Origin of the sequence: Burkholderia guangdongensis (assembly GCF_013403875.1) — a bacterium.
Classification (GTDB): domain Bacteria; phylum Pseudomonadota; class Gammaproteobacteria; order Burkholderiales; family Burkholderiaceae; genus Burkholderia; species Burkholderia guangdongensis.
This window is the reverse complement of record NZ_JACBNX010000001.1, coordinates 196,193-216,574: the sequence shown is the minus strand read 5'-3', so window position 1 is coordinate 216,574 and position 20,382 is coordinate 196,193. Positions and strand designations below refer to the sequence as shown.

General features: G+C 67.5%; 18 protein-coding genes. 3 read left to right on the top strand and 15 right to left on the bottom strand.

Features of this window, described 5'->3' with window-relative positions:
* Positions 1-62 precede the first annotated feature (62 nt).
* The 5 genes from bioF to HZI36_RS00950 all read right to left on the bottom strand — a co-directional run bounded on the left by bioF (position 63) and on the right by HZI36_RS00950 (position 7,784).
* Positions 63-1,265 (bottom strand): 8-amino-7-oxononanoate synthase, encoded by a 1,203-nt coding sequence (bioF, locus tag HZI36_RS00970; RefSeq protein WP_179400737.1) that lies wholly within the window; start codon positions 1,263-1,265, stop codon positions 63-65.
* A 144-nt stretch (positions 1,266-1,409) separates the two neighbouring features.
* On the bottom strand, positions 1,410-2,306 hold the full coding sequence (locus tag HZI36_RS00965; RefSeq protein WP_179400736.1) for a hydroxymethylglutaryl-CoA lyase: 897 nt from the start codon (positions 2,304-2,306) through the stop codon (positions 1,410-1,412).
* The gene (locus HZI36_RS00960; RefSeq protein ID WP_179400735.1) at positions 2,306-4,309 is read right to left on the bottom strand and encodes an acetyl/propionyl/methylcrotonyl-CoA carboxylase subunit alpha; all 2,004 of its coding nucleotides are present in this window, start codon (positions 4,307-4,309) and stop codon (positions 2,306-2,308) included. Before HZI36_RS00960 ends, HZI36_RS00965 begins: the two co-directional genes overlap by 1 nt.
* A gap of 97 nt (positions 4,310-4,406) precedes the next feature.
* Positions 4,407-6,014, bottom strand: coding sequence for a carboxyl transferase domain-containing protein (locus tag HZI36_RS00955; RefSeq protein ID WP_179400734.1), 1,608 nt, complete (start codon positions 6,012-6,014; stop codon positions 4,407-4,409).
* Positions 6,015-6,050: 36 nt separating this feature from the next.
* Positions 6,051-7,784, bottom strand: a complete 1,734-nt coding sequence (locus HZI36_RS00950; RefSeq protein WP_179400733.1) for an AMP-binding protein — start codon at positions 7,782-7,784, stop codon at positions 6,051-6,053.
* 125 nt (positions 7,785-7,909) lie between these two features.
* Between HZI36_RS00950 and HZI36_RS00945 the strand changes: the two genes are divergently transcribed.
* Entirely contained in the window at positions 7,910-8,956 is a 1,047-nt protein-coding gene (locus HZI36_RS00945; protein ID WP_179400732.1) for an AraC family transcriptional regulator, read from the top strand.
* 58 nt (positions 8,957-9,014) lie between these two features.
* Here the strand turns inward: HZI36_RS00945 and HZI36_RS00940 are convergent, their stop codons facing one another.
* From HZI36_RS00940 to HZI36_RS00925, 4 genes are all read right to left on the bottom strand, one after another.
* Positions 9,015-9,962, bottom strand: coding sequence for a c-type cytochrome (locus tag HZI36_RS00940; protein ID WP_246326921.1), 948 nt, complete (start codon positions 9,960-9,962; stop codon positions 9,015-9,017).
* Positions 9,963-9,973: 11 nt separating this feature from the next.
* Positions 9,974-10,639, bottom strand: coding sequence for a c-type cytochrome (locus HZI36_RS00935; protein WP_246326920.1), 666 nt, complete (start codon positions 10,637-10,639; stop codon positions 9,974-9,976).
* 131 nt (positions 10,640-10,770) lie between these two features.
* Positions 10,771-12,030 carry a polysaccharide pyruvyl transferase family protein gene (locus HZI36_RS00930; RefSeq protein WP_179400730.1) on the bottom strand — a complete coding sequence of 420 codons (1,260 nt, stop codon included), beginning with the start codon at positions 12,028-12,030 and terminating at the stop codon, positions 10,771-10,773.
* 24 nt (positions 12,031-12,054) lie between these two features.
* The gene (locus HZI36_RS00925) at positions 12,055-12,912 is read right to left on the bottom strand and encodes an MBL fold metallo-hydrolase (RefSeq protein WP_179401037.1); all 858 of its coding nucleotides are present in this window, start codon (positions 12,910-12,912) and stop codon (positions 12,055-12,057) included.
* A 175-nt stretch (positions 12,913-13,087) separates the two neighbouring features.
* On the opposite strand from HZI36_RS00925, the gene HZI36_RS00920 reads away from it, so the two are divergent.
* The gene (locus HZI36_RS00920) at positions 13,088-13,393 is read left to right on the top strand and encodes a hypothetical protein (RefSeq protein WP_179400729.1); all 306 of its coding nucleotides are present in this window, start codon (positions 13,088-13,090) and stop codon (positions 13,391-13,393) included.
* A gap of 30 nt (positions 13,394-13,423) precedes the next feature.
* Here HZI36_RS00920 and HZI36_RS00915 read toward each other — a convergent pair whose 3' ends face one another.
* Both HZI36_RS00915 and HZI36_RS00910 read right to left on the bottom strand, forming a co-directional pair.
* Positions 13,424-13,789, bottom strand: a complete 366-nt coding sequence (locus HZI36_RS00915; protein WP_179400728.1) for a nuclear transport factor 2 family protein — start codon at positions 13,787-13,789, stop codon at positions 13,424-13,426.
* A gap of 81 nt (positions 13,790-13,870) precedes the next feature.
* Positions 13,871-14,512, bottom strand: a complete 642-nt coding sequence (locus tag HZI36_RS00910) for a glutathione S-transferase family protein (protein WP_246326919.1) — start codon at positions 14,510-14,512, stop codon at positions 13,871-13,873.
* A 101-nt stretch (positions 14,513-14,613) separates the two neighbouring features.
* Between HZI36_RS00910 and HZI36_RS00905 the strand changes: the two genes are divergently transcribed.
* Positions 14,614-15,567, top strand: a complete 954-nt coding sequence (locus HZI36_RS00905) for a LysR family transcriptional regulator (RefSeq protein ID WP_179400727.1) — start codon at positions 14,614-14,616, stop codon at positions 15,565-15,567.
* A gap of 40 nt (positions 15,568-15,607) precedes the next feature.
* Here HZI36_RS00905 and HZI36_RS00900 read toward each other — a convergent pair whose 3' ends face one another.
* The 4 genes from HZI36_RS00900 to HZI36_RS00885 form a co-directional block, all read right to left on the bottom strand.
* Entirely contained in the window at positions 15,608-17,098 is a 1,491-nt protein-coding gene (locus HZI36_RS00900; RefSeq protein WP_179401035.1) for an aldehyde dehydrogenase, read from the bottom strand.
* Positions 17,099-17,182: 84 nt separating this feature from the next.
* Positions 17,183-18,592 carry an amidase family protein gene (locus tag HZI36_RS00895; RefSeq protein WP_179400726.1) on the bottom strand — a complete coding sequence of 470 codons (1,410 nt, stop codon included), beginning with the start codon at positions 18,590-18,592 and terminating at the stop codon, positions 17,183-17,185.
* Between the two features lie 48 nt (positions 18,593-18,640).
* Positions 18,641-19,018 carry a cupin domain-containing protein gene (locus HZI36_RS00890; RefSeq protein WP_179400725.1) on the bottom strand — a complete coding sequence of 126 codons (378 nt, stop codon included), beginning with the start codon at positions 19,016-19,018 and terminating at the stop codon, positions 18,641-18,643.
* Positions 19,019-19,068: 50 nt separating this feature from the next.
* Positions 19,069-20,361 (bottom strand): NAD(P)/FAD-dependent oxidoreductase, encoded by a 1,293-nt coding sequence (locus HZI36_RS00885; protein ID WP_179400724.1) that lies wholly within the window; start codon positions 20,359-20,361, stop codon positions 19,069-19,071.
* Positions 20,362-20,382: the final 21 nt, after the last annotated feature.

The window sequence follows — 20,382 nt, the reverse complement described above, 5'->3', positions numbered from 1 at the left end:
CTGCAAGGCAACGGCATCGGGATACGCGGCGGTCGCCGCGACAGCGGGCGCGGGCGCGAGGTTCATGATGCGGCCCGAAGCGCGGCGAGCAGACGCTCGACATCGCCTTCGGCATGGGCCGCGCTGAGCGTGATGCGCAAGCGCGCGGTGCCGAGCGGCACCGTCGGCGGGCGGATCGCCGGCACCCACAGACCTTCGGCCTCCAGCGCGGCGGACAACGACAGCGCTCGTTCGTTGTCGCCGACGATCAGCGGCTGGATCGCGGTCGCGGATTCGGGCAGGCGCCAGCCGAGCGACGGGCGCCGGGCGATCAAGTCGGCCAGCCCCGCTCTCAGTTGACGGATGCGCTGTTGCAGCGACGCGCGCCGGCGTGCGCCCTCGTCGCCCGCAATGAGTTCGAGGCTCGCCCGCAGCGCATGCGCGATCGCGGACGGCACGGCCGTCGTGTAGATGTAGCTGCGCGCGACCTGCAGCAACCACTCCGCGATCGTCGGATGCGCGGCCACGAACGCGCCGGCCACGCCGGCCGCCTTGCCGAGCGTGCCCATGTAGATCAGCCGTTCGCTGCGCAGGCCGAAGTGCGCGAGCGAGCCGCGACCCTGCGGGCCGAGCACGCCGAATCCATGCGCATCGTCGACGATCAGCCACGCGTCGTGGCGCTCGGCCAGATCGAGCAACGCGGGCAGATCGGCCAGATCGCCGTCCATGCTGAACACCGCGTCGGTGACGATCAGCCGGATCGGGGTCGTGCAGCGCTGCAGCTGGCCCTCCAGCACGTCCAGCCGGCCATGCGGATAACGCTGCATGTCGGCGCGCGCGAGCAGCCCGCCGTCGATCAGCGACGCGTGATTGAGCTTGTCGGCGAACAGCGTGGCCCGCGCATCGCCCAGCGCGGTCAGCAGTGCCAGATTGGCCAGGTAGCCGGTGCCGAAGAATAGCGCCTTCGCCCCCGGTATCGATGGCGCGAGCCAGCCGGCGAGATCCGACTCCAGCGCGTCGTGCGGCTCGCCGTGTCCGCTGACCAGATGCGACGCACCGCTGCCGACGCCCCATCGGCCAGCCCCTTCGGCGAGCGCGGCGACCAGCGCCGGGTGATTCGCGAGGCCGAGGTAGTCGTTGCTGCAGAACGCGAGCACCGATCGCTCGACGCCTTCATGCCTCACGCGCGCGTGCGGCCCGCACGGCGACAGGGTCGTGCGCCGCTGCCGCGTCAGCGACTGCTCGGCGCGCTCACGCAATTGCCGGTTCAGGTGCTCGATCAGCATGTCAGCCTCCGCCGGGCCGCCCCAAGGAGGCTGACCGCCCCCTCGGGGGGCAGCGAACGCAGTGAGCGTGGGGGTCGTTTCATCTCAGCCTCCGCCGGGCCGCCCCAAGGGCGGAGCAGGGAATGATTGACGCGTGTCCGCGCATCACGCGCGCTTGGCCAGCACGGCCCGGCCGACTCGCGATCCGTTGTCGCGGCCGAGTTGCGCCGAGATCCACGCGCCGCAATCCACCAGCGCGTCCAGATCGACGCCAGTGCTGGCGCCCAGCCCGTGCAGCAGGTACACGACGTCCTCGGTCGCGACGTTGCCGGTCGCGCCCTTCGCGTACGGGCAGCCGCCCAGCCCCGCGACCGAGCTGTCGAACACCCGCAGCCCGAATGCGTACGATGCGTGGATGTTGGCTGCCGCCATCCCGTAGGTATCGTGGTAATGCCCGGCCAGCGCGCCGACCGGCACCTTCGCCGCGACCGCCTCGAGCATCGGCAGCACCGAGCCCGGCGTGCCGACGCCGATCGTATCGCCGAGCGACACCTCGTAGCAGCCGAGCGCGTAAAGGCGCGCGGCCACATGGGCGACCTGTTGCGGCGCGATCGCGCCGTCGTACGGACAGGCCACCACGCAGGACACATAGCCGCGAACCTTGATGCCCTGACGCTTCGCGGCGTCCAGCACCGGAACGAAGCGGTCGATCGATTCGTCGATCGAGCAGTTGATGTTCTTCTGCGAGAACCCTTCCGACGCGGCCGCGAACACGGCCACCTCGGTCGCGCCTTCGGCCACGGCGGCCTCGAAGCCCTTCAGGTTCGGCGTCAGCACCGGATAGTTGACGCCCGGCCGGCGCCGCAGCCCCCGCATCACGTCGGCCTGATCCGCCATCTGCGGCACCCACTTCGGCGACACGAACGACGTGGCCTCGATATCGCGCAGCCCCGCCGCGGCCAGGCGTTCGATCAGCTCCAGCTTGATCTCGGTCGCGACGTTCCGCTTCTCGTTCTGCAGCCCGTCGCGCGGCCCCACTTCAACGATACGCACCTGTTCCATCACGCGTCTCCTTCGAAATCCAGCAACTCCGCGCCATCGGACACCTGATCGCCGGGCGCGAACCGGAACGCCTTGACCACGCCGTTGCGCGGCGCGCTGATCGTGTGCTCCATCTTCATCGCCTCGAGCACGAGCAGCGGCGCGCCCTTCTCGACCCGCGTGCCGGGCTCGACCGCCAGCGCGATCACCTTGCCCGGCATCGGCGCGCGTAGCCCGCCCGCCACTTCGTCGCCCTCGCCGCCGACGTGCAGCGTGTCGACGACCGCGAGCGGCCACGCCCGCCCTTCGAAGAACACGTGCCGGCGCTCGTTGCTCGCGACGACCGCCGCGCGCAGCCGCCGCTCGCCGAGCAGCGCGTGCAATTCGCTGTCCGCGCCGAGCGATCCGCGCACGACGACCGGCTGCGCGCCGACCGTCAGCCGGTACCCGCCGCCGGACACGACCTCGACGCCGACCTCTTGCGTCGCCTCGCCCGCGCGGAAGACCAGCCGGCGCCCGGCGAGGCCGTTCAGGCGCCAGCCGTCGAGCCGATGCCACGGCGAATCCGGCTCCGCCGATCGCGCAGCCCTCTTCTCGGCCAGACGCCGCTCGCGCAGCAGCTCGGCGAGCGCCGCGAGCAGCCAGACTTCCGCCGGCACGTCGCCGGCGGGCGGAAACAGCAGCGTGTGCTCGCGCTCGATCAGGCCGGTGTCGAGCTGCGCGTTCGCGAACGACGGCACCGCGACGAGGCGCGCGAGGAAGTCCACGTTGTTCGACACGCCGACGACCCGGTACTGCGCGAGCGCCTGCCGCATCCGGTCGAGCGCCTGCCGGCGGTCCGCGCCGCGCACGATCAGCTTCGCGATCATCGGGTCGTAGTGCGGCGAGATCTCGTCGCCCTGCTCGACGCCGGTGTCGACGCGCACGTCGTCGGTTTCCGGCGGCGGCGACAGATACACCAGCCGGCCGGTGGACGGCAGGAAGCCGCGGTCCGGATCTTCCGCGTAGATCCGCGCTTCCATCGCGTGACCGTTGATCTCGAGCTGCTCCTGGCCGAGCGGCAGCGGCTCGCCGCTCGCGACGCGCAACTGCCACTCGACCAGATCGAGCCCGGTGATCATCTCCGTCACCGGATGCTCGACCTGCAGCCGCGTGTTCATCTCCATGAAGTAGAACTGGCCGTCCTGCGTCGCGATGAATTCGACCGTCCCCGCGCCGACATAGCCGACCGCCTTCGCCGCATCGACCGCGGCCTTGCCCATCGCCGCACGGCGCTCGGGCGTCATGCCGGGCGCGGGCGCTTCCTCGAGCACCTTCTGGTGCCGGCGCTGCACCGAGCAGTCGCGCTCGAACAGATACACGCAATTGCCGTGCGTATCGCCGAACACCTGGATCTCGATGTGGCGCGGCTGCAGGATGTATTTCTCGACGAGCACGTCGTCGTCGCCGAACGCGTTGCGCGCCTCGCGCTTGCACGACGCGAGCGCGGCCTCGAAGTCGGCGGCGGCGTCGACGCGCCGCATGCCCTTGCCGCCGCCGCCGGCGCTCGCCTTGATCAGCACCGGATAGCCGATCTTCGCGGCCTGTTCGGCCAGAAACGCGGGATCCTGATTGTCGCCGTGATAGCCGGGCGTCAGCGGCACGTTCGCCTGCTCCATCAGCGCCTTCGACGCCGACTTCAGCCCCATCGCGCGAATCGCCGACGCGGGCGGGCCGATGAACACGATCCCTTCGCGCGCGCAGGCCTCGGCGAACGCGTCGTTCTCCGACAGAAAACCGTAGCCCGGATGGATCGCTTCGGCACCGGTTTGCTTCGCGACTGCCAGGATGCGCTCGGCGACGAGGTACGACTCCGCGGCCGCCGGCGGGCCGATCCGCACTGCTTCGTCGGCCATCCGCACGTGCCGCGCGTTCGCGTCCGCGTCCGAATACACCGCGACCGTCGCGATGCCCATCGCGCGCGCGGTCTTGATCACGCGGCACGCGATCTCGCCGCGGTTCGCGATCAGAATTTTCTTGAACATGTAGGGTCTCCTTCAGGCGTTGTGCGCGGCGCGCGCGTGCATGCGCGCCGCCGGGCCGCGCCGCCCGATCGTCGGGGTCTGGTTGCGCATCGCGGCCTCACATCCGGAAAATGCCGAACTTCGTCGGCAGGATCGGCGCATTCAGCGACGCCGACAGCGACAGGCCGAGCACGCGGCGCGCCTGCGCGGGATCGACCACACCGTCGTCCCACAGCCGCGCGGTCGCGTAGTAAGGATGGCCCTGCGTCTCGTACTGCTGACGAATCGGCGCCTTGAACGCCTCCTCGTCTTCCGCGCTCCACTGCGCGCCCTTCGCCTCGATGCCTTCCCGCCGCACCGTCGCGAGCACGCCGGCGGCCTGCTCGCCGCCCATCACGCTGATACGCGCGTTCGGCCACATCCACAGGAAACGCGGCGAGTACGCGCGCCCGCACATCCCGTAGTTGCCCGCGCCGAAGCTGCCGCCGATCAGCATCGTGATCTTCGGCACCTGCGTGGTCGCGACCGCCGTCACCATCTTCGCGCCGTGCTTCGCGATCCCTTCGTTCTCGTACTTGCGGCCGACCATGAAGCCGGTGATGTTCTGCAGGAACACGAGCGGGATGCCGCGCTGCGAGCAGAGCTCGATGAAATGCGCGCCCTTCACCGCCGATTCGCCGAACAGGATCCCGTTGTTCGCGACGATCCCGACGGGCATCCCGTACAGCCGCGCGAAGCCGGTGACGAGCGTCGTGCCGTAGCGCGCCTTGAACTCGTCGAAGCGCGAGCCGTCGACGACGCGCGCGATGACCTCGCGCACGTCGTACGGCTTGCGCGTGTCCTGCGGAATCACGCCGTAGATCTCCTGCGGATCGTACAGCGGCTCCTCGCTGGATTCGAGCGCCACCGTCGACGGCCTGTTGCGGTTGAAGTTCGCGACGATGCGGCGCGCGATGAACAGCGCATGCGCGTCGTTCTCGGCCAGGTGGTCGGCCACGCCGGACACGCGCGCATGCACGTCGCCGCCGCCGAGATCCTCGGCGCTGACGATCTCGCCGGTCGCCGCCTTCACGAGCGGCGGGCCGCCGAGAAAAATCGTGCCCTGGTTGCGCACGATCACCGTCTCGTCGCTCATCGCCGGCACGTACGCGCCGCCCGCGGTGCACGAGCCCATCACGACCGCGATCTGCGGGATGCCCATCGCGCTCAGGTTCGCCTGGTTGTAGAAGATGCGCCCGAAGTGATCCCGATCCGGGAACACGTCGTCCTGCTTCGGCAGGAACGCGCCGCCCGAGTCGACGAGGTAGATGCACGGCAGGTGATTCTGCTGCGCGATTTCCTGCGCGCGCAAGTGCTTCTTGACCGTCATCGGGTAATAGGTGCCGCCCTTCACCGTCGCATCGTTCGCGACGATCATGCAGTCGATGCCCTGCACGCGGCCGATGCCGGCGATCACGCCGGCGCTCGGCGCATCGCCGTCGTACATGCCGTGCGCGGCGAGCTGGCCGATCTCGAGGAACGGCGTGCCCGGATCGAGCAGTTGCGCGACACGCTCGCGCGGCAGCAGCTTGCCGCGCGCGACATGCTTGTCGCGAGCTGCGGAGCCGCCGCCCTGCTCGGCCTCGGCGGCCTTCGCGCGCAGATCGGCGACCAACGTGCGCATCGCGTCGGCATTGGCCCGGAACTCGGCGGATCTCGGGTTGACCTGCGTATTCAGAACCTGCATGGTTCGCTCCTTGGTGCCTGGAATGGATAGTTCAACTCAGCGTCTGCCGGTACGGTCCTGCACGAGCCGGAGTTCCTCGATCATGCGATCGCGCATCGCGAACTTCTGAACCTTGCCGGTGATCGTCATCGGCATGTCGTCGACGAAGCGGACGTAGCGCGGAATCTTGTAGTGCGCGATCTGCCCCCGACAGAAGTCGCGGATCTCGTCCTCGGTGGCCTGCTCGCCCGCCTTCAGGATGATCCACGCGCAGATTTCCTCGCCGTACTTCGGGTCGGGCACGCCGAACACCTGCACCGCCTGCACCTTCGGGTGGCGGAACAGGAACTCCTCGATCTCGCGCGGGTACACGTTCTCGCCACCGCGAATCAGCATGTCCTTGACCCGGCCGACGATATTGCAATAGCCGTCCGCGTCGAGCGTCGCCAGGTCGCCGGTGCGCATCCAGCCGTCGCTCACCGCTTCCCGCGTGCGCGGCTCGTCGCCCCAGTAGCCGAGCATCACCGAATAGCCCTTCGTGTAGAGCTCGCCGGTCTCGCCGACCAGCACCACGTTGCCGTCGAGATCGACCAGCTTCACTTCCAGATGCGGCTGCACGCGGCCGACCGTGGTCACGCGCCTGTCGAGCGGATCGTCGGTGCCGCTCTGGAACGACACCGGGGAGGTTTCCGTCATCCCGTACGCGATCGTCACCTCGCTCATGTGCATCTGCGACACGACGCGCTTCATCGTCTCGATCGGGCACGGCGCGCCGGCCATGATGCCGGTACGTAACGTCGACAGGTCGTACTGCGCGAATTCGGGCACGTCGAGCTCGGCGATGAACATCGTCGGCACGCCGTGCAGCGCGGTGCACTGCTCGTCCGACACCGCCGCGAGCGTGGCCGACGGGTCGAATACCTCGCCGGGGAACACCATCTTCGCGCCGGTTGCCGTGCAGGCCAGCACCGACATGACCATGCCGAAACAGTGATAAAGCGGCACCGGCACGCACAGCGCGTCGCGCTCGTCGAAGCGCATCGCCTGCGCGACGAAGCGCGCGTTGTTGACGACGTTGTGGTGCGTCAGCGTCGCGCCCTTCGGGTTGCCGGTCGTGCCGCTGGTGAACTGGATGTTGATCGGGTCGTGGCAGTCGAGCGATGCGGTGAGGCTGTCGAGCAATGGCACGTCCAGCGCGGCCGTGCCGCGAGACACCACCTCGTCATAGCCGAGCATGCCGGGCGTGCGCCCGCCGCCCATCCGTATGACGAATTCGAGCGCCGGCAGGCGCGCGGAAACCAGCTTGCCGGGCTCGCACTGCGCGAGTTCCGGCGCCAGCGTCTGCAGCATGTCCAGATATTGCGACGCACGCAGGCGCTCCGCGGACACGATCGCGCGGCAGCCCGACGCATTGAGCGCGTATTCGAGTTCGTGCAGGCGATAGGCCGGATTGATGTTGACCAGGATCACGCCGATGCGCGCGGTCGCGAACTGCGTGACGAGCCACTCGACGCGATTAGGCGACCAGATGCCGAGCCGGTCGCCGGGCAGCAGGCCGAGGGACGCGAGCCCGGCGGCGAAGCGGTCGACTTCCGCATTGAACTGCGCCCAGGTCCAGCGCACGTTCTGCTCGCGGAACACGACGGCCGGCCGGTCGGCGAAGCGGGAGGCGGTATCGGCGAGCAGTTCGGCGATGGTGGCTGTCGACAACGGGGATTCGGTGGAGCCCCGCACGTGGGACAGGTTGTCTCGCGGTTCGATGCCCAGCGGCGAACCGGACGCTTGACGCATGGCTTGTCTCCTGATGTCACTTCGGATAAGGACGATCGATGGATGTCAGCTTACGGAGACGCGCATCGCATATGGTGTCGTTGTGGTAGCCTATCGTGCCAATCTGCGCGACATTCGACAGCGCCATGCCCGATGCATTCTCCCGACGTTCTCCACGAATCGATCGCGCGGTGACGCCGATCGCCTTCGTGAACGCGGTGCTGCTCGGCTACAGGAAATACGGTGCCGATCCGTCCGACGCGCTGCGCGCGGCGCAAATTGCGCCAGCGTTACTGAGTGAACCCGACGCCCGCGTCACCGCCTCGCAATTCGAGGCGCTGTGCCGGGTTGCGATGCAGCAGCTCGACGACGAGGCGCTGGGCTGGTTCTCCCGGCGGCTGCCGTGGGGCAGCTATGGCCTGCTGTCCCGTGCGTCGCTGACTTCGCCGAATCTCGGCGTCGCGCTGAAACGCTGGTGCCGGCACCATCGGCTGCTGACCGAGGACATCCTGCCGACCCTGACGATCGACGGCGACGTCGCGACCCTGGAGATCGAGGAAAGGCGCCGCCTCGGCGCGCTGCGCGAGTTTTGCCTCGTCACCAGCTTGCGCAACGTGCACGGTTACGCGTGCTGGCTCGTCGATTCCCGCATTCCGCTGACCGAAGTGGATTTCCCGTTCCCCCGGCCGCCGCACGGCAGCGTCCATTCGCTGCTGTTCCCCGGGCCGGTGCACTTCGCACGGGACCGCGCGCGGATGCGCTTCTCGGCGCAGTATCTGACGTTGCCGCCCCGCCGGGACGAACGCGCGCTGCGCACGATGCTGCAGAACGCGCTGCCGCTGATCGTGCTGCAGTATCGGCGCGACCGCCTGCTGGCCAGTCGCGCACGCGCGCTGATGACCGCGCGCCCGAACGAGCAGCACACGGCGCCGTCGCTGGCCAATGCGCTGAACGTGTCGGTACGCACGCTGCATCGGCAACTGGAAGAAGAGGGAACGTCGCTGCAGGCGCTGAAGGATGCGGTGCGACGCGAGCAGGCGCTCGAACAACTGTCCCGCACCGCGCAACCGATCAAGCAGATTGCGCTGTCGATCGGCTTCTCGAGCGAAAAGACGTTCGCCCGCGCGTTCAGGCAATGGACCGGGGAATCGCCGAGCGAGTATCGGCAGAGGTCGAGCGCGCCGATACGGTGATCGGCGAGCCTGCGCTCCGCGTTGCCGCGCGTGCCCGGGCGAATCGCCGGAACGCGACTCACTGACTCCCGAGCGTACGACCGTTCACGGTCAGCCCATACATCGACCACGGCGTGTCGTGATACTTCGCCCGCGTCTGCTCGACCGAGCCGTTGAAGCGCGGATCCTGCGGTCTTTCGTGGCTGTCCATGAACGTCGCCACGTCCCACGCCTGCTGGTCGGTCAGGGTGCCGCCGAGCGCGAGCGGCATGTTGGCCTTGATGAATCCCGCGGCATTCTGAATTTCGTGCATGCCCGCGCCCCAGTTGAACGAGTGCGGCCCCCACAGCGGCGGAAACACCGTCTGACCATGACTGCCCTGCCCCTGCCCATCGGCGCCGTGGCATAACGCGCAATGCTGCGCGTAAACCTGCTCGCCACGCGCGTAGTCGGCTTTCAGCGCCGGCGCCGGCAGCTTCGGATAACCGCGTCCCTCGACCTTCCTGCCCACGGGCGCGCCCGTGGCAAGCCAGTACGCATAACTCTCCAGCGCAACCAGAACCGGATCGCCGAGCGGCGGCGCCTTGCCGTTCATGCTGTAGCGAAAGCACCCCTGCATCCGCTCGGCGAGCGTATTCACATGGCCGTTCTTGCTGCGATACGCCGGATAGGAAACATAAGCCGCCCAAAGCGGGCTCGAGTCGGCCTTTCTGCCCGCATCGAGATGGCAGTTTTCACAGGTCAGCGTATTGCCGACGAACTTGCCCGCGAACTGTCCCGTGCGGCGGAAGATCTGCTCGCCGAGCTTGACCGACTTGCCGAACTCGCCACCGGGCATCGCCGCTTCGGCAGGCGGCGCGAATGGCTGGCTGTCGCCGCCGTTCGCCGGTGCGGATGTCGTCGTTTCGCCCGTCGCTTCGCCCGTCGTTTCGCCGTTCCCCGGCCCGGCAGCGTGGCCAACGACGCTCCATGCCAGGCCGCAGGCCACCAGCATCGCGATCCGGATGTGCTTGAACGCTCGCCTCATGTCCGCTTCCCCTATTTGCCCGCGCTGGTGTCGGCGCCCGTTTGCTGGGCGTAGTGCTTCGCGACGGCCGCCATGTCCGCGTCGGAGAGCTTGCTGGCGATGACGGACATCAACGCGAGCGCGCCGGGCGGACGCTTGCCGTCTTTCCAGTCATGAAGCTGAGCTTCGATGTACGCAGCGGGCTGCCCGGCCAGCGGCGGAAACAGGCCGCCGACGCCGGTGCCGCCGGGTCCGTGGCATTGCGCGCACGCCGGCAGCCCTTGGCCCCAGCGGCCGCGCACGGCCAGCCAGGCGCCCGTGTCCGACGGCGACGGCTCGGCCGCGTCGCCCCCACCGACAGTCGAAGGCGACGGCAGGCCGCTGAAATACGTCGACACCGACGTCCGTTCGTCGGGCGACAGGTTCCTGGCGATGGGTTGCATCACGCTGTTCTGCCGCCGGCCATCGGCGAACGCGGCGAGCTGCGCGCTCAGGTAGTCGGCGCCGACTCCGGCGAGCCGGGGAAAGCCCGCCGCCGTGTTGCCCTGACCTTGCGCGCCGTGACAGCCGACGCAAGCGGGTACGCCATTGGCCGTGCCCTGTGTGGCGATCGCGCGGCCGGACGGCGCGTCCTCGGCGAACGCGCCTGCTGTCGCGAACGCCATTGCGGCCGCCATGCATGCGGTCGCGGCCAGCATCGATCCCCTGAGCCTTCCGTGTGCCATTTAGTCTCCTCGGCGCCGTTTTGGGAAAACCCCGTCGAACTTCGCGGCCGGCGTGCGTGCCGCGTACCGCTCCCGTACCGCTCCGATTGATCGGCGATGCGCGCTCACCGAGTGTGCCATCGCCCGCCGCGCGAACACAAGTCGCGCAATGGCGCGAATCCCGCCCGGTACAGGTTGGCCAGCTCCGTCGCGTTGCTCCGCAGCATCGCCGCATCGGCGCGAAGCGTCTCGTCGATCGCATCGGCGATGTCGTCCACGCCGACGACGGCCGGCACGCATGGCGCGTCCCACGTCGCCGCACACGCGGTCAGCTTCGTCGTCCGCGTGCCGTGAGACGGATGACGGACGTTCACGCGCGGTCGCGCGAATGCCATCGCGACGATTCTGCCATGCAGGCTGCTGCCGCAATAGACGCGGCTCGATGCGATCAATGCGCAGATGTCCCACAGATTCAGCGATGGAAAGAGCCTGACCGACGCACGCCGCATCCGCGCGGCGATCCGCTGGTAGCAGGCCAGATCGTCATGCCACGGTGCCGCGCCGGCACGGAACAGCACCACGCCGAGTCGGGCCGATGCCGCTATCCGGTCGAGTTGGCGCGCGATGACGTCGAGCGTTGCGTCGTCGCCGAAATCGGCGCTGAACTGCACCGCCGCGTAGCCGGCCGGAAACGCGTGACGCACCTCCCGCATCACGCGGGCGTCAGCATGGCGGCGGATCCGTGCGCCGAACAGCGCGCGTGTCATGACGGCCGGATCGGGCACGAGCCGGGCCCGGATGCCCGCCGATATCAACTGCGACTGCGTGTATCGGTCGCGCACGCTGACGTCGTCCGCCGCCGCGAGCGCAGCCAGCACTTCGTTGCGAAGCGCCGGTTCGCATGCGTCGAGCTCGACGCCGCCGACGGCGTTGAACGCAACGCGATGGATCCGCGCATCGGGATAGGCCTGCCGCGACAGCACGTATGGCGCCAGCGACGCCGCGCCGAACCGCGCATGCGCGTCCGCGAGTGCATACGCGGGCCCATTGTGCCGCCACGTGTCGGCGCACGCGATGCGGCGCTCGACTTCATCGGCGCGCGCCAGCATGACGGCCGCTTCCCACGCGCGACAGGTCAGCAATTCGCCGCCGACGTGGACGACGTTCGGCGCACGCTCGCGCAAAGCCGCCGCGATCCGGTCGAACCGCTCGACACGATGGCCGCCGTATTCGCGCAGATCACGCGTGGCCAGACCGGCGAAATACAGTTCCCGGCAGTCGAGCATGCGCGCGACGACGTGCGGGAACAGCAGATCACCGAAATTGTGTCGGTCGAATGCGCCGAACAGTATCGTCGGCGCGTCGCGCGTGGCGGGGCGTCGCATCGCGAACCGGATCGTCCGGCGACTTCAATCCTTTCTCATCCGCGCAACCAGCGCGAGCAGGCGCTCGCTCATTTCGTCGGCCGGCAAGTTTGCCGACCAACCGTGGCCCGGCAGCAACCACTCGAAACGATACGCGGCCAGCTTGCCGAGCGATTCGGCAAGCGCCGTCCATGAGTACCAGCACGCGTCCCTGAACGCGACAAGGTCTTGCTCGCGCGGGCTCCAGGCAAGCGAATCGCCCGAGAAGAGCACGCGATCATCGAGCAGATAGCCGACACTCCCCCGCGTGTGCCCGGGCAGCGGGATCGCGCGCACGCCGGCCGCAATGATCCGCGCCGCCCCGTCGTCCAGCAGATCCGAAGCATAGGGGGCGGCCGACCTGTCCTCTCGATGAATCCAGACGCGCGCGCCGAACCGGCGCGCATATTTGTCGGCATCCGCGACGTCGTCGGCATGCGACAGAAGGACGTGCGCAATGCCGCCGGCGTCGTCGAACCATTTCACGAGTTCCGCCGTGTAGCGCGGTGAGTCGATCAGCAGATTGCCGTCCGGACGCGCGGCAAAATACGAATGCGCGCCAAACGACGATCGTGCGTTGAATCCGCAGCGCCACACGTCCGTTGTGACTGGCTGCGGAAAGAGGTCGACGCTCGGGCGAGGCTGCTTCGTTTCGCTGCGTACCGATGCGGTCGGGCAGACGAGCACCGCGCGCCAGGCGGCAAGCTGCTCTTCCTGCGTGACGGGTTGTCGAACGAAGACACTCTTGTCGTTTCGTTCGACAATCAGCCCGGGCGCGACGTGGCGCGATGCGCCGCAATCGATGCACGCCGTGTCGATGTACCACTCCCCCGGCGCGGAGTCGGGGTTGCGTGTCGGCTTCATTCGATGCTCCAGTTCCGGGAAGTCGTGGTCAAGCTTACCCGTCTGTCGCATCATTTGCTGGCGACAAAACATCACGGTGCAATCTGGCAGGTCTTCCCACTGCGCGCGGCGCTCACCTCAGACGACCGAACTCGCGATCGGCCATCATGTCAAACGAGCATCGCCGGAGACACGAATGAAGCGCGTTCGCTCTATCGCCGTACTGATTGCGCTGGCCGCCGCGAGCTTGCCGACAGTCGCCGGCGCGAGCCAGGGCAACGTCCCACCGGTTCCGGCGAACGCAAGAAATTGCGTCCCACCTTCCTCTGCCGACGCGACGCGTAACCCTCGCGCCCCGTCAAAGCCGCCGTTAGTCCGTGTGTGCGTGAGCAATTCCGACACGCAACTGAACCTGCCCTGGTTTCTGACCGACATCATCAACGCGGTGAACACGCACGAATCGGCCGGCGACTTGCTGCACAGGATGCGAAAGGATTTTTGAGTCGTGTCGACGCGCCCCCGCCCGCTCGCACTACGACGGCATGGAATCGAGAAACACATAGAGCGCCGCGATCTTCCCGTCGCGAACGATGATCACGTCCAGGCCCGTATAGTCAGGCGCCTCACCGCGCGGTCCGGAGCCCCAGGCCAGGCGACCGGCGTTGTGAAGCGCCTGAGGTTCGCCGTGCGCCGTATAGGCGAAATGCGGATGCATCGCGCGAAGATCGCCGGCAAATTTATCGAGCGTGTCCTGCCCGACCAGCGCACCCTCCGGCGTGTAGACGACACAGTCTTCCGTATAGAGCGCCTCGATGGCCGCGCGACGGCGCGTTGCATCGCCTTCACCGAAGACCTCCTGCAGGTTGCGATGAAGCAGTTCAACGATACGGTCGTTCATGACATTTCTCCTGAGTAATCGATTGCGGACTGCACCGAGCCGCGTGGTGTCGATGATTGAAAAATGGAAGCCCGCAGCGGATTACTGCGCAAGCGCCAGGGTCTTTGCGATAGCTCTGACCACAGCCGGTCGAGCCGAGATCTCCGCGTACCATCGCGCGACGGCTGGAAATTTGTCGAGCGTTGCACCGATCGCCTGATGACGCCACACCCACCCGAAATGGGCGATGTCCGCGATGCTGTACGCGTCGCCGGCAACGTACCGGTGATGCTCGAGCGCCTGATCGAGCACGCCCAGCGTCCGGTCGACCTCCGCCAGCGCGCGCGCCCGGGCTTCCGGTTGAGGCGACGACTGGATCGCGACCAGAAACGCGTGGAGGAACGCCGGGCTGAGGCCGGACGCGTGAAAGAAAAGTTGCTCGAAGACCTTGCCACGGCGGATGCCGTCCTTCGGAAGCAGTTGTCCGGTCTTCTCGGCAAGGTAGACCAGGATCGCGGCGGATTCGCCGAGTACCACGCCGCCGTCCTCGGGAACGGAACGGTCGATCAGCACCGGGACTTTCGCGCTGGGATTCATCGCCTTGAACGCGTCGGTCTTCTGCTCGCCCTGGCGCAGGTTGACCGGAACGAGCCGGTAGTCGAGCCCCATCTCTTCCAGTGCGATCGGCACTTTGACGCTGTTGGGTGTCGCGAATGCATGAACTTCGAGCATGGTCGTATCCATTTTTTCCTAGATCCGGACTGAAGCGCCGGTGAGACAAATTTACGGCGACATGCTATTTTTCGAAATAGAAATGAACGCAAACCATCGTTGCAGAATTGTCGATGTCAAAGCTTCCGGATTTTGAAGGGCTCGCGATGTTCGCGAAGGTCGCCGAAGAAGGCTCGTTCGCCGCGGCGGCCGCCGCCATGGGCGTGTCGGTCGCCACGGTCTCCCGGGCCGTGACGCGCGTTGAAGAGCGGCTGGGCGGCCGACTGTTCAACCGTTCGTCGCGGCGACTCGCACTCACGGACTATGGCCACACGCTCGCCGAACGCGCCGCGAGAATCTACGCCGCGGCCGAGGAAACCGAGGATTTCGCACGCGAGACCTCGAGCCGGCCGCGTGGTCTCGTCAAGCTCGCGGCGCCGCTCTCCTTCGGCGCTCGCTGGGTTGCCCCGTTGTTGCCCGAATTTTTCCGGACCTATCCGGATATTTCCGTGGATCTTCACCTCACGGATGCCCATGCCGATCTGATCGGGGAAGGTTTCGATGCCGCGCTGCGGATCGCGATCATGGACGACTCGTCCCTCGTCGCGCGTCTCATCGCACCCGTGCGGCGGTTTGTCGTCGCCTCTCCCGCCTATCTGTCCCGCCACGGCCGCCCGCAGCACCCGCATGATCTGGGCGCCCACCCGTGTCTGACCTACGTCAACAGGAGCAAGCGCGACGTCTGGCGCTTTGCCCACCCGAGCGGCGAGGCATGCACGGTCACGCCGGCCGGCGCGTTGCGCGGAACGAACGTGGAAGCGTTGCTGCCCACGGTGCTCGCGGGGCTGGCGATCACCGAGCTGCCCGAATTTGTCGCGACGCAGTATTTTCCGGACCAGCAGCTGGAACCGATTTTGACCGACTGGCGCTTGCCCGAAGGCGGCCTGTATTTCGTCACGCCCACCGCCCGCGCACGACCGGCCAAGGTGGGCGCGCTGGCCGATTTCTTCATCGCCAGGCTGACCACCGCGGAATGGCGGGCGGAGACGCTCATGGGCTGGAAGCCGCCGAGCCGTCGCGCAACGTGATGATGCCCGCCAGACCCATACGCCCAATCGGGCCGCGCGCTCAGCAAAGCCGTATGACGGTCGATTTCAATTCGGAATATTTCTCCAACGCGTGCAGCGACTTGTCCCGGCCGTTACCCGACTGCTTGTACCCGCCGAACGGGAAATTCATGTCGTCACTGCCGTCGCCATAGCCGTTGACCCAGACCGTGCCCGCCCGCAGACGCGCCGCGACGCGATGCGCGGTCGTCAGATCGTCCGACCACACGGCGGCCGCCAACCCGTATTCGGTGTCGTTCGCGAGGCTCACCGCTTCATCGATATCGCCGAACTCGATCACCGACAGCACCGGCCCGAAGATTTCGTCGCGGGCGACCGTTGCGTCCGCGTTGACTTCGAACACGGTCGGTTCGATGTAGAAGCCCCCCGTTTCCTCCCTGACGCGCGAGCCGCCCGTTAGGACCCGGCCTTCCCGGCGACCGGTGTCGATGAATCCCATCACGCGCTCAAACTGCGCGCGGTCGACGATCGGCCCCATTCGCACGGCCGGATCAAGCGGATGTCCCGGGGCGAACGCACGGGCAGCGGCGATCAGATTCGCGACGACCTCGTCCTTGACGTCCCGATGGACGAGCAGTCGCGAGCCGGCCGTGCACACCTCGCCCATGTTGAAGAAGATCGCCTCCGCCGCCGTCCTGGCCGCGCGTTCGAGATCGGCGCAACAGGGCAGCACGATGTTCGGCGACTTTCCGCCCAGTTCCAGCCATGCACGTTTCAGGTTGGATTGCGCGGCATGCGTCATGATCTGGCGCCCGGTATGCGTCGACCCCGTGAAAGCGATGCAGTCGACGTCCGCATGCTGCGCGAGCAGCCTCCCCGGCTCGGCACCACCGGGCACGACGTTGAATACCCCCGACGGCAGACCCGCTTCACGCGCCAGCTCCGCGACGCGAATGGCGGTCATCGGCGACTTCTCCGAAGGCTTGAGTACGACGCTGTTGCCGACGGCCAACGCCGGCGCGAACTTCCACGCCGCCATCAGAAGCGGGAAATTCCACGGCACGACGGCAGCCACGACCCCGACCGGCTCACGAGTCACGAGGCCGACGAGATGGGGGTCGGCAGGCACGACCTCGCCCACGACCTTGTCGATCGCCTCGGCGTACCATTCGATGCAGTGCGCGGTGGCCGGCACGTCGATCGCCGTCGTGTCGCTGATCGGCTTGCCTACGTCGAGCGTTTCGAGCAACGCCAGTTCGTCGCGACGCTCACGTATCAGCGCGGCCCAGCGTAACAGGATCGCCTTGCGAGCCCGCGGACTCATGCCGCACCATGTCCTCGCTTCGAAGGCGCGTCTGGCCGCCGCAACGGCCGCATCGACGTCCGCCGCCCCGCAGTCCGCGACCTCCGCGAGGATGCGGCCATCGATCGGGCTCGCGCATGAAAAGGTTCGCCCGCTTTGCGCATCGCGTAACGCGCCGTCGATGAACGCGCGCCCGTCGACAGTCAGTGTGGCCGCCTTCGCCTGCCACTCGATAAACGTTCTCTGCATGATCAATAGTCCGAAATTCCATTGTCGCCGCCCGGCATCGAGGCGCACCGGCATCCGCTCAGTGCGTGTCGCGCCCGGTCGCGTTTACCTCACCGGATCCATCGGCGTCAGCGTGCCGGCTCGCGCTTCGATCGCTTCGCCCGCGGCGAGACACTGCGCCTCCTGGAAACGACCCGAAACGAGCTGCACGCCCATTGGGACGCCGTCGCACAACCCCGTGGGAACGGACAAGCCGGGCAACCCGAGCAACGCGGTAGCCAGCAGCGGACTCTGCATGTCGAGAATGTGTCGCACCGCATCGTCACCGCGCTGGTCCTCGTCGATTGCAAACGGCTTCGCGCACGAGACCGGCATCAGCAGCACCGGGTAACGCTCGAAGAAGCACTGCCAGTCGCGCAGGATGCCGGTGCGCCGCGCGAGACCATTCACGTAACCGACGAGATCGAGCGGTGCCGCGAGGCGTCGCTGGCTCGCGAACGCGGTCCTGATCGACTCGTCGCCGTGCCGCATGATGATGTCGCCGAGCCCGCTCCGGGATTCGTTGGTGACGAGATCCAGCCACAACGCGCACGCTTCGCTCAATCGCGGCGGCACCGCTTCCTCGACGATGCAGCCGGCGTCCTCGAGCCAGCGCGCCGCTTGCCGGACGGCGTCGCGAACGGCCGGGTCGGTGTGAATGCCCGGCAGTTCCGCGCACACCGCCACGCGTGCCGGCAACGATGCGCCGCGATCGCTCGACACGGCGGGCACCCACCATGCGTCGCGCGCGTCGCCGCCCGCCATCGCCGCCAGCGCGATTCGCAAATCGCCGACCGTTCGGGCGAGCGGCCCCTGCACCGACGCGAGCTGAACCGCGAGCGTCCGGTCCGCGGACTGCGTCGGGTTGTACGCCGGTACCCGGCCGGCGCTCGGGCGCAATCCGGCCACCCCGCAGGCATACGCCGGATACCGGATCGAGCCGCCGAGGTCGTTGCCGTGCGCAATCGCGCCGATACCGGCCGCGACCGCCGCGGCGGCGCCTCCGCTTGATCCGCCGGGCGTCACCCGTGAATGCCACGGATTCGTCGTGCGCCCGTGCAGGTCGTTGTCGGTGAACCAGCGGTACGAGAACGCCGGCGCGTTCGTGCGGCCGATCACGATCGCGCCGGCTTTGCGCAGATTCGCGACCACCGGACTGTCTTCGCGCGCGACGAGATCCTTGAATGCGACGACGCCGTTCGTCGTCGCGCACGCCGCCATGTCGACGTTGATCTTCACCGTCACCGGCACGCCGTGCAACGGGCCCACGGCTTCACCACGCGCAAGCGCCGCGTCGGCCTGCGACGCCGCAAGCAGCGCACTGTCCGTCAGCACGTCGACTACCGCGTTGATATGAGGATTGACGGCCTCGAGCCGCTGCAGCGCGCTCCGCGTCAGTTCGAGCGACGAAACGTCTCGACGCGCAACCCGCTCCGCCATCTCGGTCGCGCTCATGCGCCACAATTCTTGTGTCATCCGATGCTCCTTGTCGATCCTGATGGTTGACGTTGATCCGCGACGGCGCTACGCGAGCACCGCCGCCTTCGGCGCATGCGACGTGTAGATCTTTCTGCATGCGTCGACCACTTCCCACGTCCCGCGAAAGCCCGTCGGAATCACGAAACGATCGCCGGCGCGCAGCACCTTTTCGTTGCCCGCGGTGTCGCGAATGATCGCGACACCGCTCAGCATCTCGCAATACTCGGACTCGTCGTACTCGATCGTCCAATGGCCGGGCGTGCTCTCCCAGATACCGCAGCTGAACTGCCCGCACGGACTGATGTAGTGATGCGTCAGCGTCTGCATCGGGTCGCCCGCCAGCAACAGCGCCTGCGGCACGCGAATCTCGCGCTCGGTCGCGGCACGCCCGTTCAGGTCGACGATGCTCGTGATGTCCGCCATGAAACCTCCAATAGATGTAGTCGAAATTCGATGTGAAACGGCCGGCGCGTTCACAGCCAGTCCATCATCCGATGCCAGGTCATCGCGAGCGCCAGCATCGGCGTACGCAGCCAGCTGCCGCCCGGGAAATCGCGATGCCGAATCCGGCCGAACAGGTCGAAGCGGGCAGCCTGCGCATCGATCGCTTCCGCAATCATCCGGCCCGCGAGCCCCGTCACGTTCACGCCGTGCCCGGAAAAACCCTGCGCGAAATAGACGGTCGGCTCGAGTTGGCCGAAATGCGGCGCGCGGTTCATCGTCGCGTCGACGAAACCGCCCCACGCGTACTCGATCTTCACGTCGGCGAGTTGCGGAAACGTCTTCAGCATGTCCCGCCGCATCGCCGTGGCAAGGTCGCGCGGCGTACGCGTCGAACTGCTCGCCTTGCCCCCCCAGAGCAATCGGTTGTCGCTGGACAACCGGAAATAGTCGAGCGCGGCATTGCAATCGCAGATCGCCGCATTCGCCGGCAGCGCCGCCCGCGCGCGTGCGGCACCGAGCGGTTCGGTCGCGATCAGATATGTCGCGACCGGCATGATCTTGCGCGCGAGCGCCGGGGCGAGACGGCCGAGATACGCGTTACCCGCGAGCACGACGTAGCGCGCATCCACTTGCCCGCGCGTGCACGTCACGCGATGTCCAAGCGCGGTCTTTTCGATCGCGTGCGCGCTCGTCTCCTCGTGAAGCGCCACCCCCGCTTCACGCGCCGCGCGTGCGAGGCCGAGCGTGTAGTTGAGCGGATGCAGGTGACCGCTTCCCGCGTGGTAAAGACCACCCGCGTAACGGTCCGACGCGACGAAACGGTGCATGTCGTCACGCGCGACATATTCGTACTCCCGATATCCGAAGCGCGACGCAGCGGCGTCCCGCCACGCGCGCAGCGCGTCGACGTGGCGCGGCTTGTTCGCTGCGGTCAGGTAGCCGAAGGTCAGGTCGCATTCGATCCGGTGCCGATCGACCCGCGCCTTGACGATCTCGATCGACTCCAGCCCCATCGACCACACCCGCCGCACGTCTTCTTCCGGCATGTATGCCGAAAACGTATCGATTTCGCACGCGTAGCCGGCAATCAGCTGGCCGCCGTTGCGGCCGCTCGCCCCCCAGCCGATTTTCGACGCCTCGACCAGCACGACCGAGTAGCCGCGCTCCGCGAGATCGAGCGCGGCGGACAAGCCGGTGAGTCCGCCGCCGATCACGCAGACGTCGGCGGAAACCGGCGCGTCGAGCGGCATGTGACGCGTGGCGTCGTTCGCGGTAGCCGCGTAGTACGACGGAGCGTGTGCCTGATTTTCGAACTTGAGCATGAGTAGGATTCGCGATCGGCG

Excerpts from the sequence above, each read along its gene's own strand:
- HZI36_RS00940 (WP_246326921.1), bottom strand. The coding sequence starts at position 9,962 with ATGAGGCGAGCGTTCAAGCACATCCGGATCGCGATGCTGGTGGCCTGC.
- HZI36_RS00890 (WP_179400725.1), bottom strand. The coding sequence starts at position 19,018 with ATGGCGGACATCACGAGCATCGTCGACCTGAACGGGCGTGCCGCGACC.
- HZI36_RS00900 (WP_179401035.1), bottom strand. The coding sequence starts at position 17,098 with ATGCAGAGAACGTTTATCGAGTGGCAGGCGAAGGCGGCCACACTGACT.
- HZI36_RS00945 (WP_179400732.1), top strand. The coding sequence starts at position 7,910 with ATGCCCGATGCATTCTCCCGACGTTCTCCACGAATCGATCGCGCGGTG.
- HZI36_RS00930 (WP_179400730.1), bottom strand. The coding sequence starts at position 12,030 with ATGCGACGCCCCGCCACGCGCGACGCGCCGACGATACTGTTCGGCGCA.
- bioF (WP_179400737.1), bottom strand. The coding sequence starts at position 1,265 with ATGCTGATCGAGCACCTGAACCGGCAATTGCGTGAGCGCGCCGAGCAG.
- HZI36_RS00935 (WP_246326920.1), bottom strand. The coding sequence starts at position 10,639 with ATGCTGGCCGCGACCGCATGCATGGCGGCCGCAATGGCGTTCGCGACA.
- HZI36_RS00950 (WP_179400733.1), bottom strand. The coding sequence starts at position 7,784 with ATGCGTCAAGCGTCCGGTTCGCCGCTGGGCATCGAACCGCGAGACAAC.
- HZI36_RS00910 (WP_246326919.1), bottom strand. The coding sequence starts at position 14,512 with ATGGATACGACCATGCTCGAAGTTCATGCATTCGCGACACCCAACAGC.
- HZI36_RS00895 (WP_179400726.1), bottom strand. The coding sequence starts at position 18,592 with ATGACACAAGAATTGTGGCGCATGAGCGCGACCGAGATGGCGGAGCGG.
- HZI36_RS00920 (WP_179400729.1), top strand. The coding sequence starts at position 13,088 with ATGAAGCGCGTTCGCTCTATCGCCGTACTGATTGCGCTGGCCGCCGCG.
- HZI36_RS00905 (WP_179400727.1), top strand. The coding sequence starts at position 14,614 with ATGTCAAAGCTTCCGGATTTTGAAGGGCTCGCGATGTTCGCGAAGGTC.
- HZI36_RS00965 (WP_179400736.1), bottom strand. The coding sequence starts at position 2,306 with ATGGAACAGGTGCGTATCGTTGAAGTGGGGCCGCGCGACGGGCTGCAG.
- HZI36_RS00885 (WP_179400724.1), bottom strand. The coding sequence starts at position 20,361 with ATGCTCAAGTTCGAAAATCAGGCACACGCTCCGTCGTACTACGCGGCT.
- HZI36_RS00925 (WP_179401037.1), bottom strand. The coding sequence starts at position 12,912 with ATGAAGCCGACACGCAACCCCGACTCCGCGCCGGGGGAGTGGTACATC.
- HZI36_RS00915 (WP_179400728.1), bottom strand. The coding sequence starts at position 13,789 with ATGAACGACCGTATCGTTGAACTGCTTCATCGCAACCTGCAGGAGGTC.
- HZI36_RS00955 (WP_179400734.1), bottom strand. The coding sequence starts at position 6,014 with ATGCAGGTTCTGAATACGCAGGTCAACCCGAGATCCGCCGAGTTCCGG.
- HZI36_RS00960 (WP_179400735.1), bottom strand. The coding sequence starts at position 4,309 with ATGTTCAAGAAAATTCTGATCGCGAACCGCGGCGAGATCGCGTGCCGC.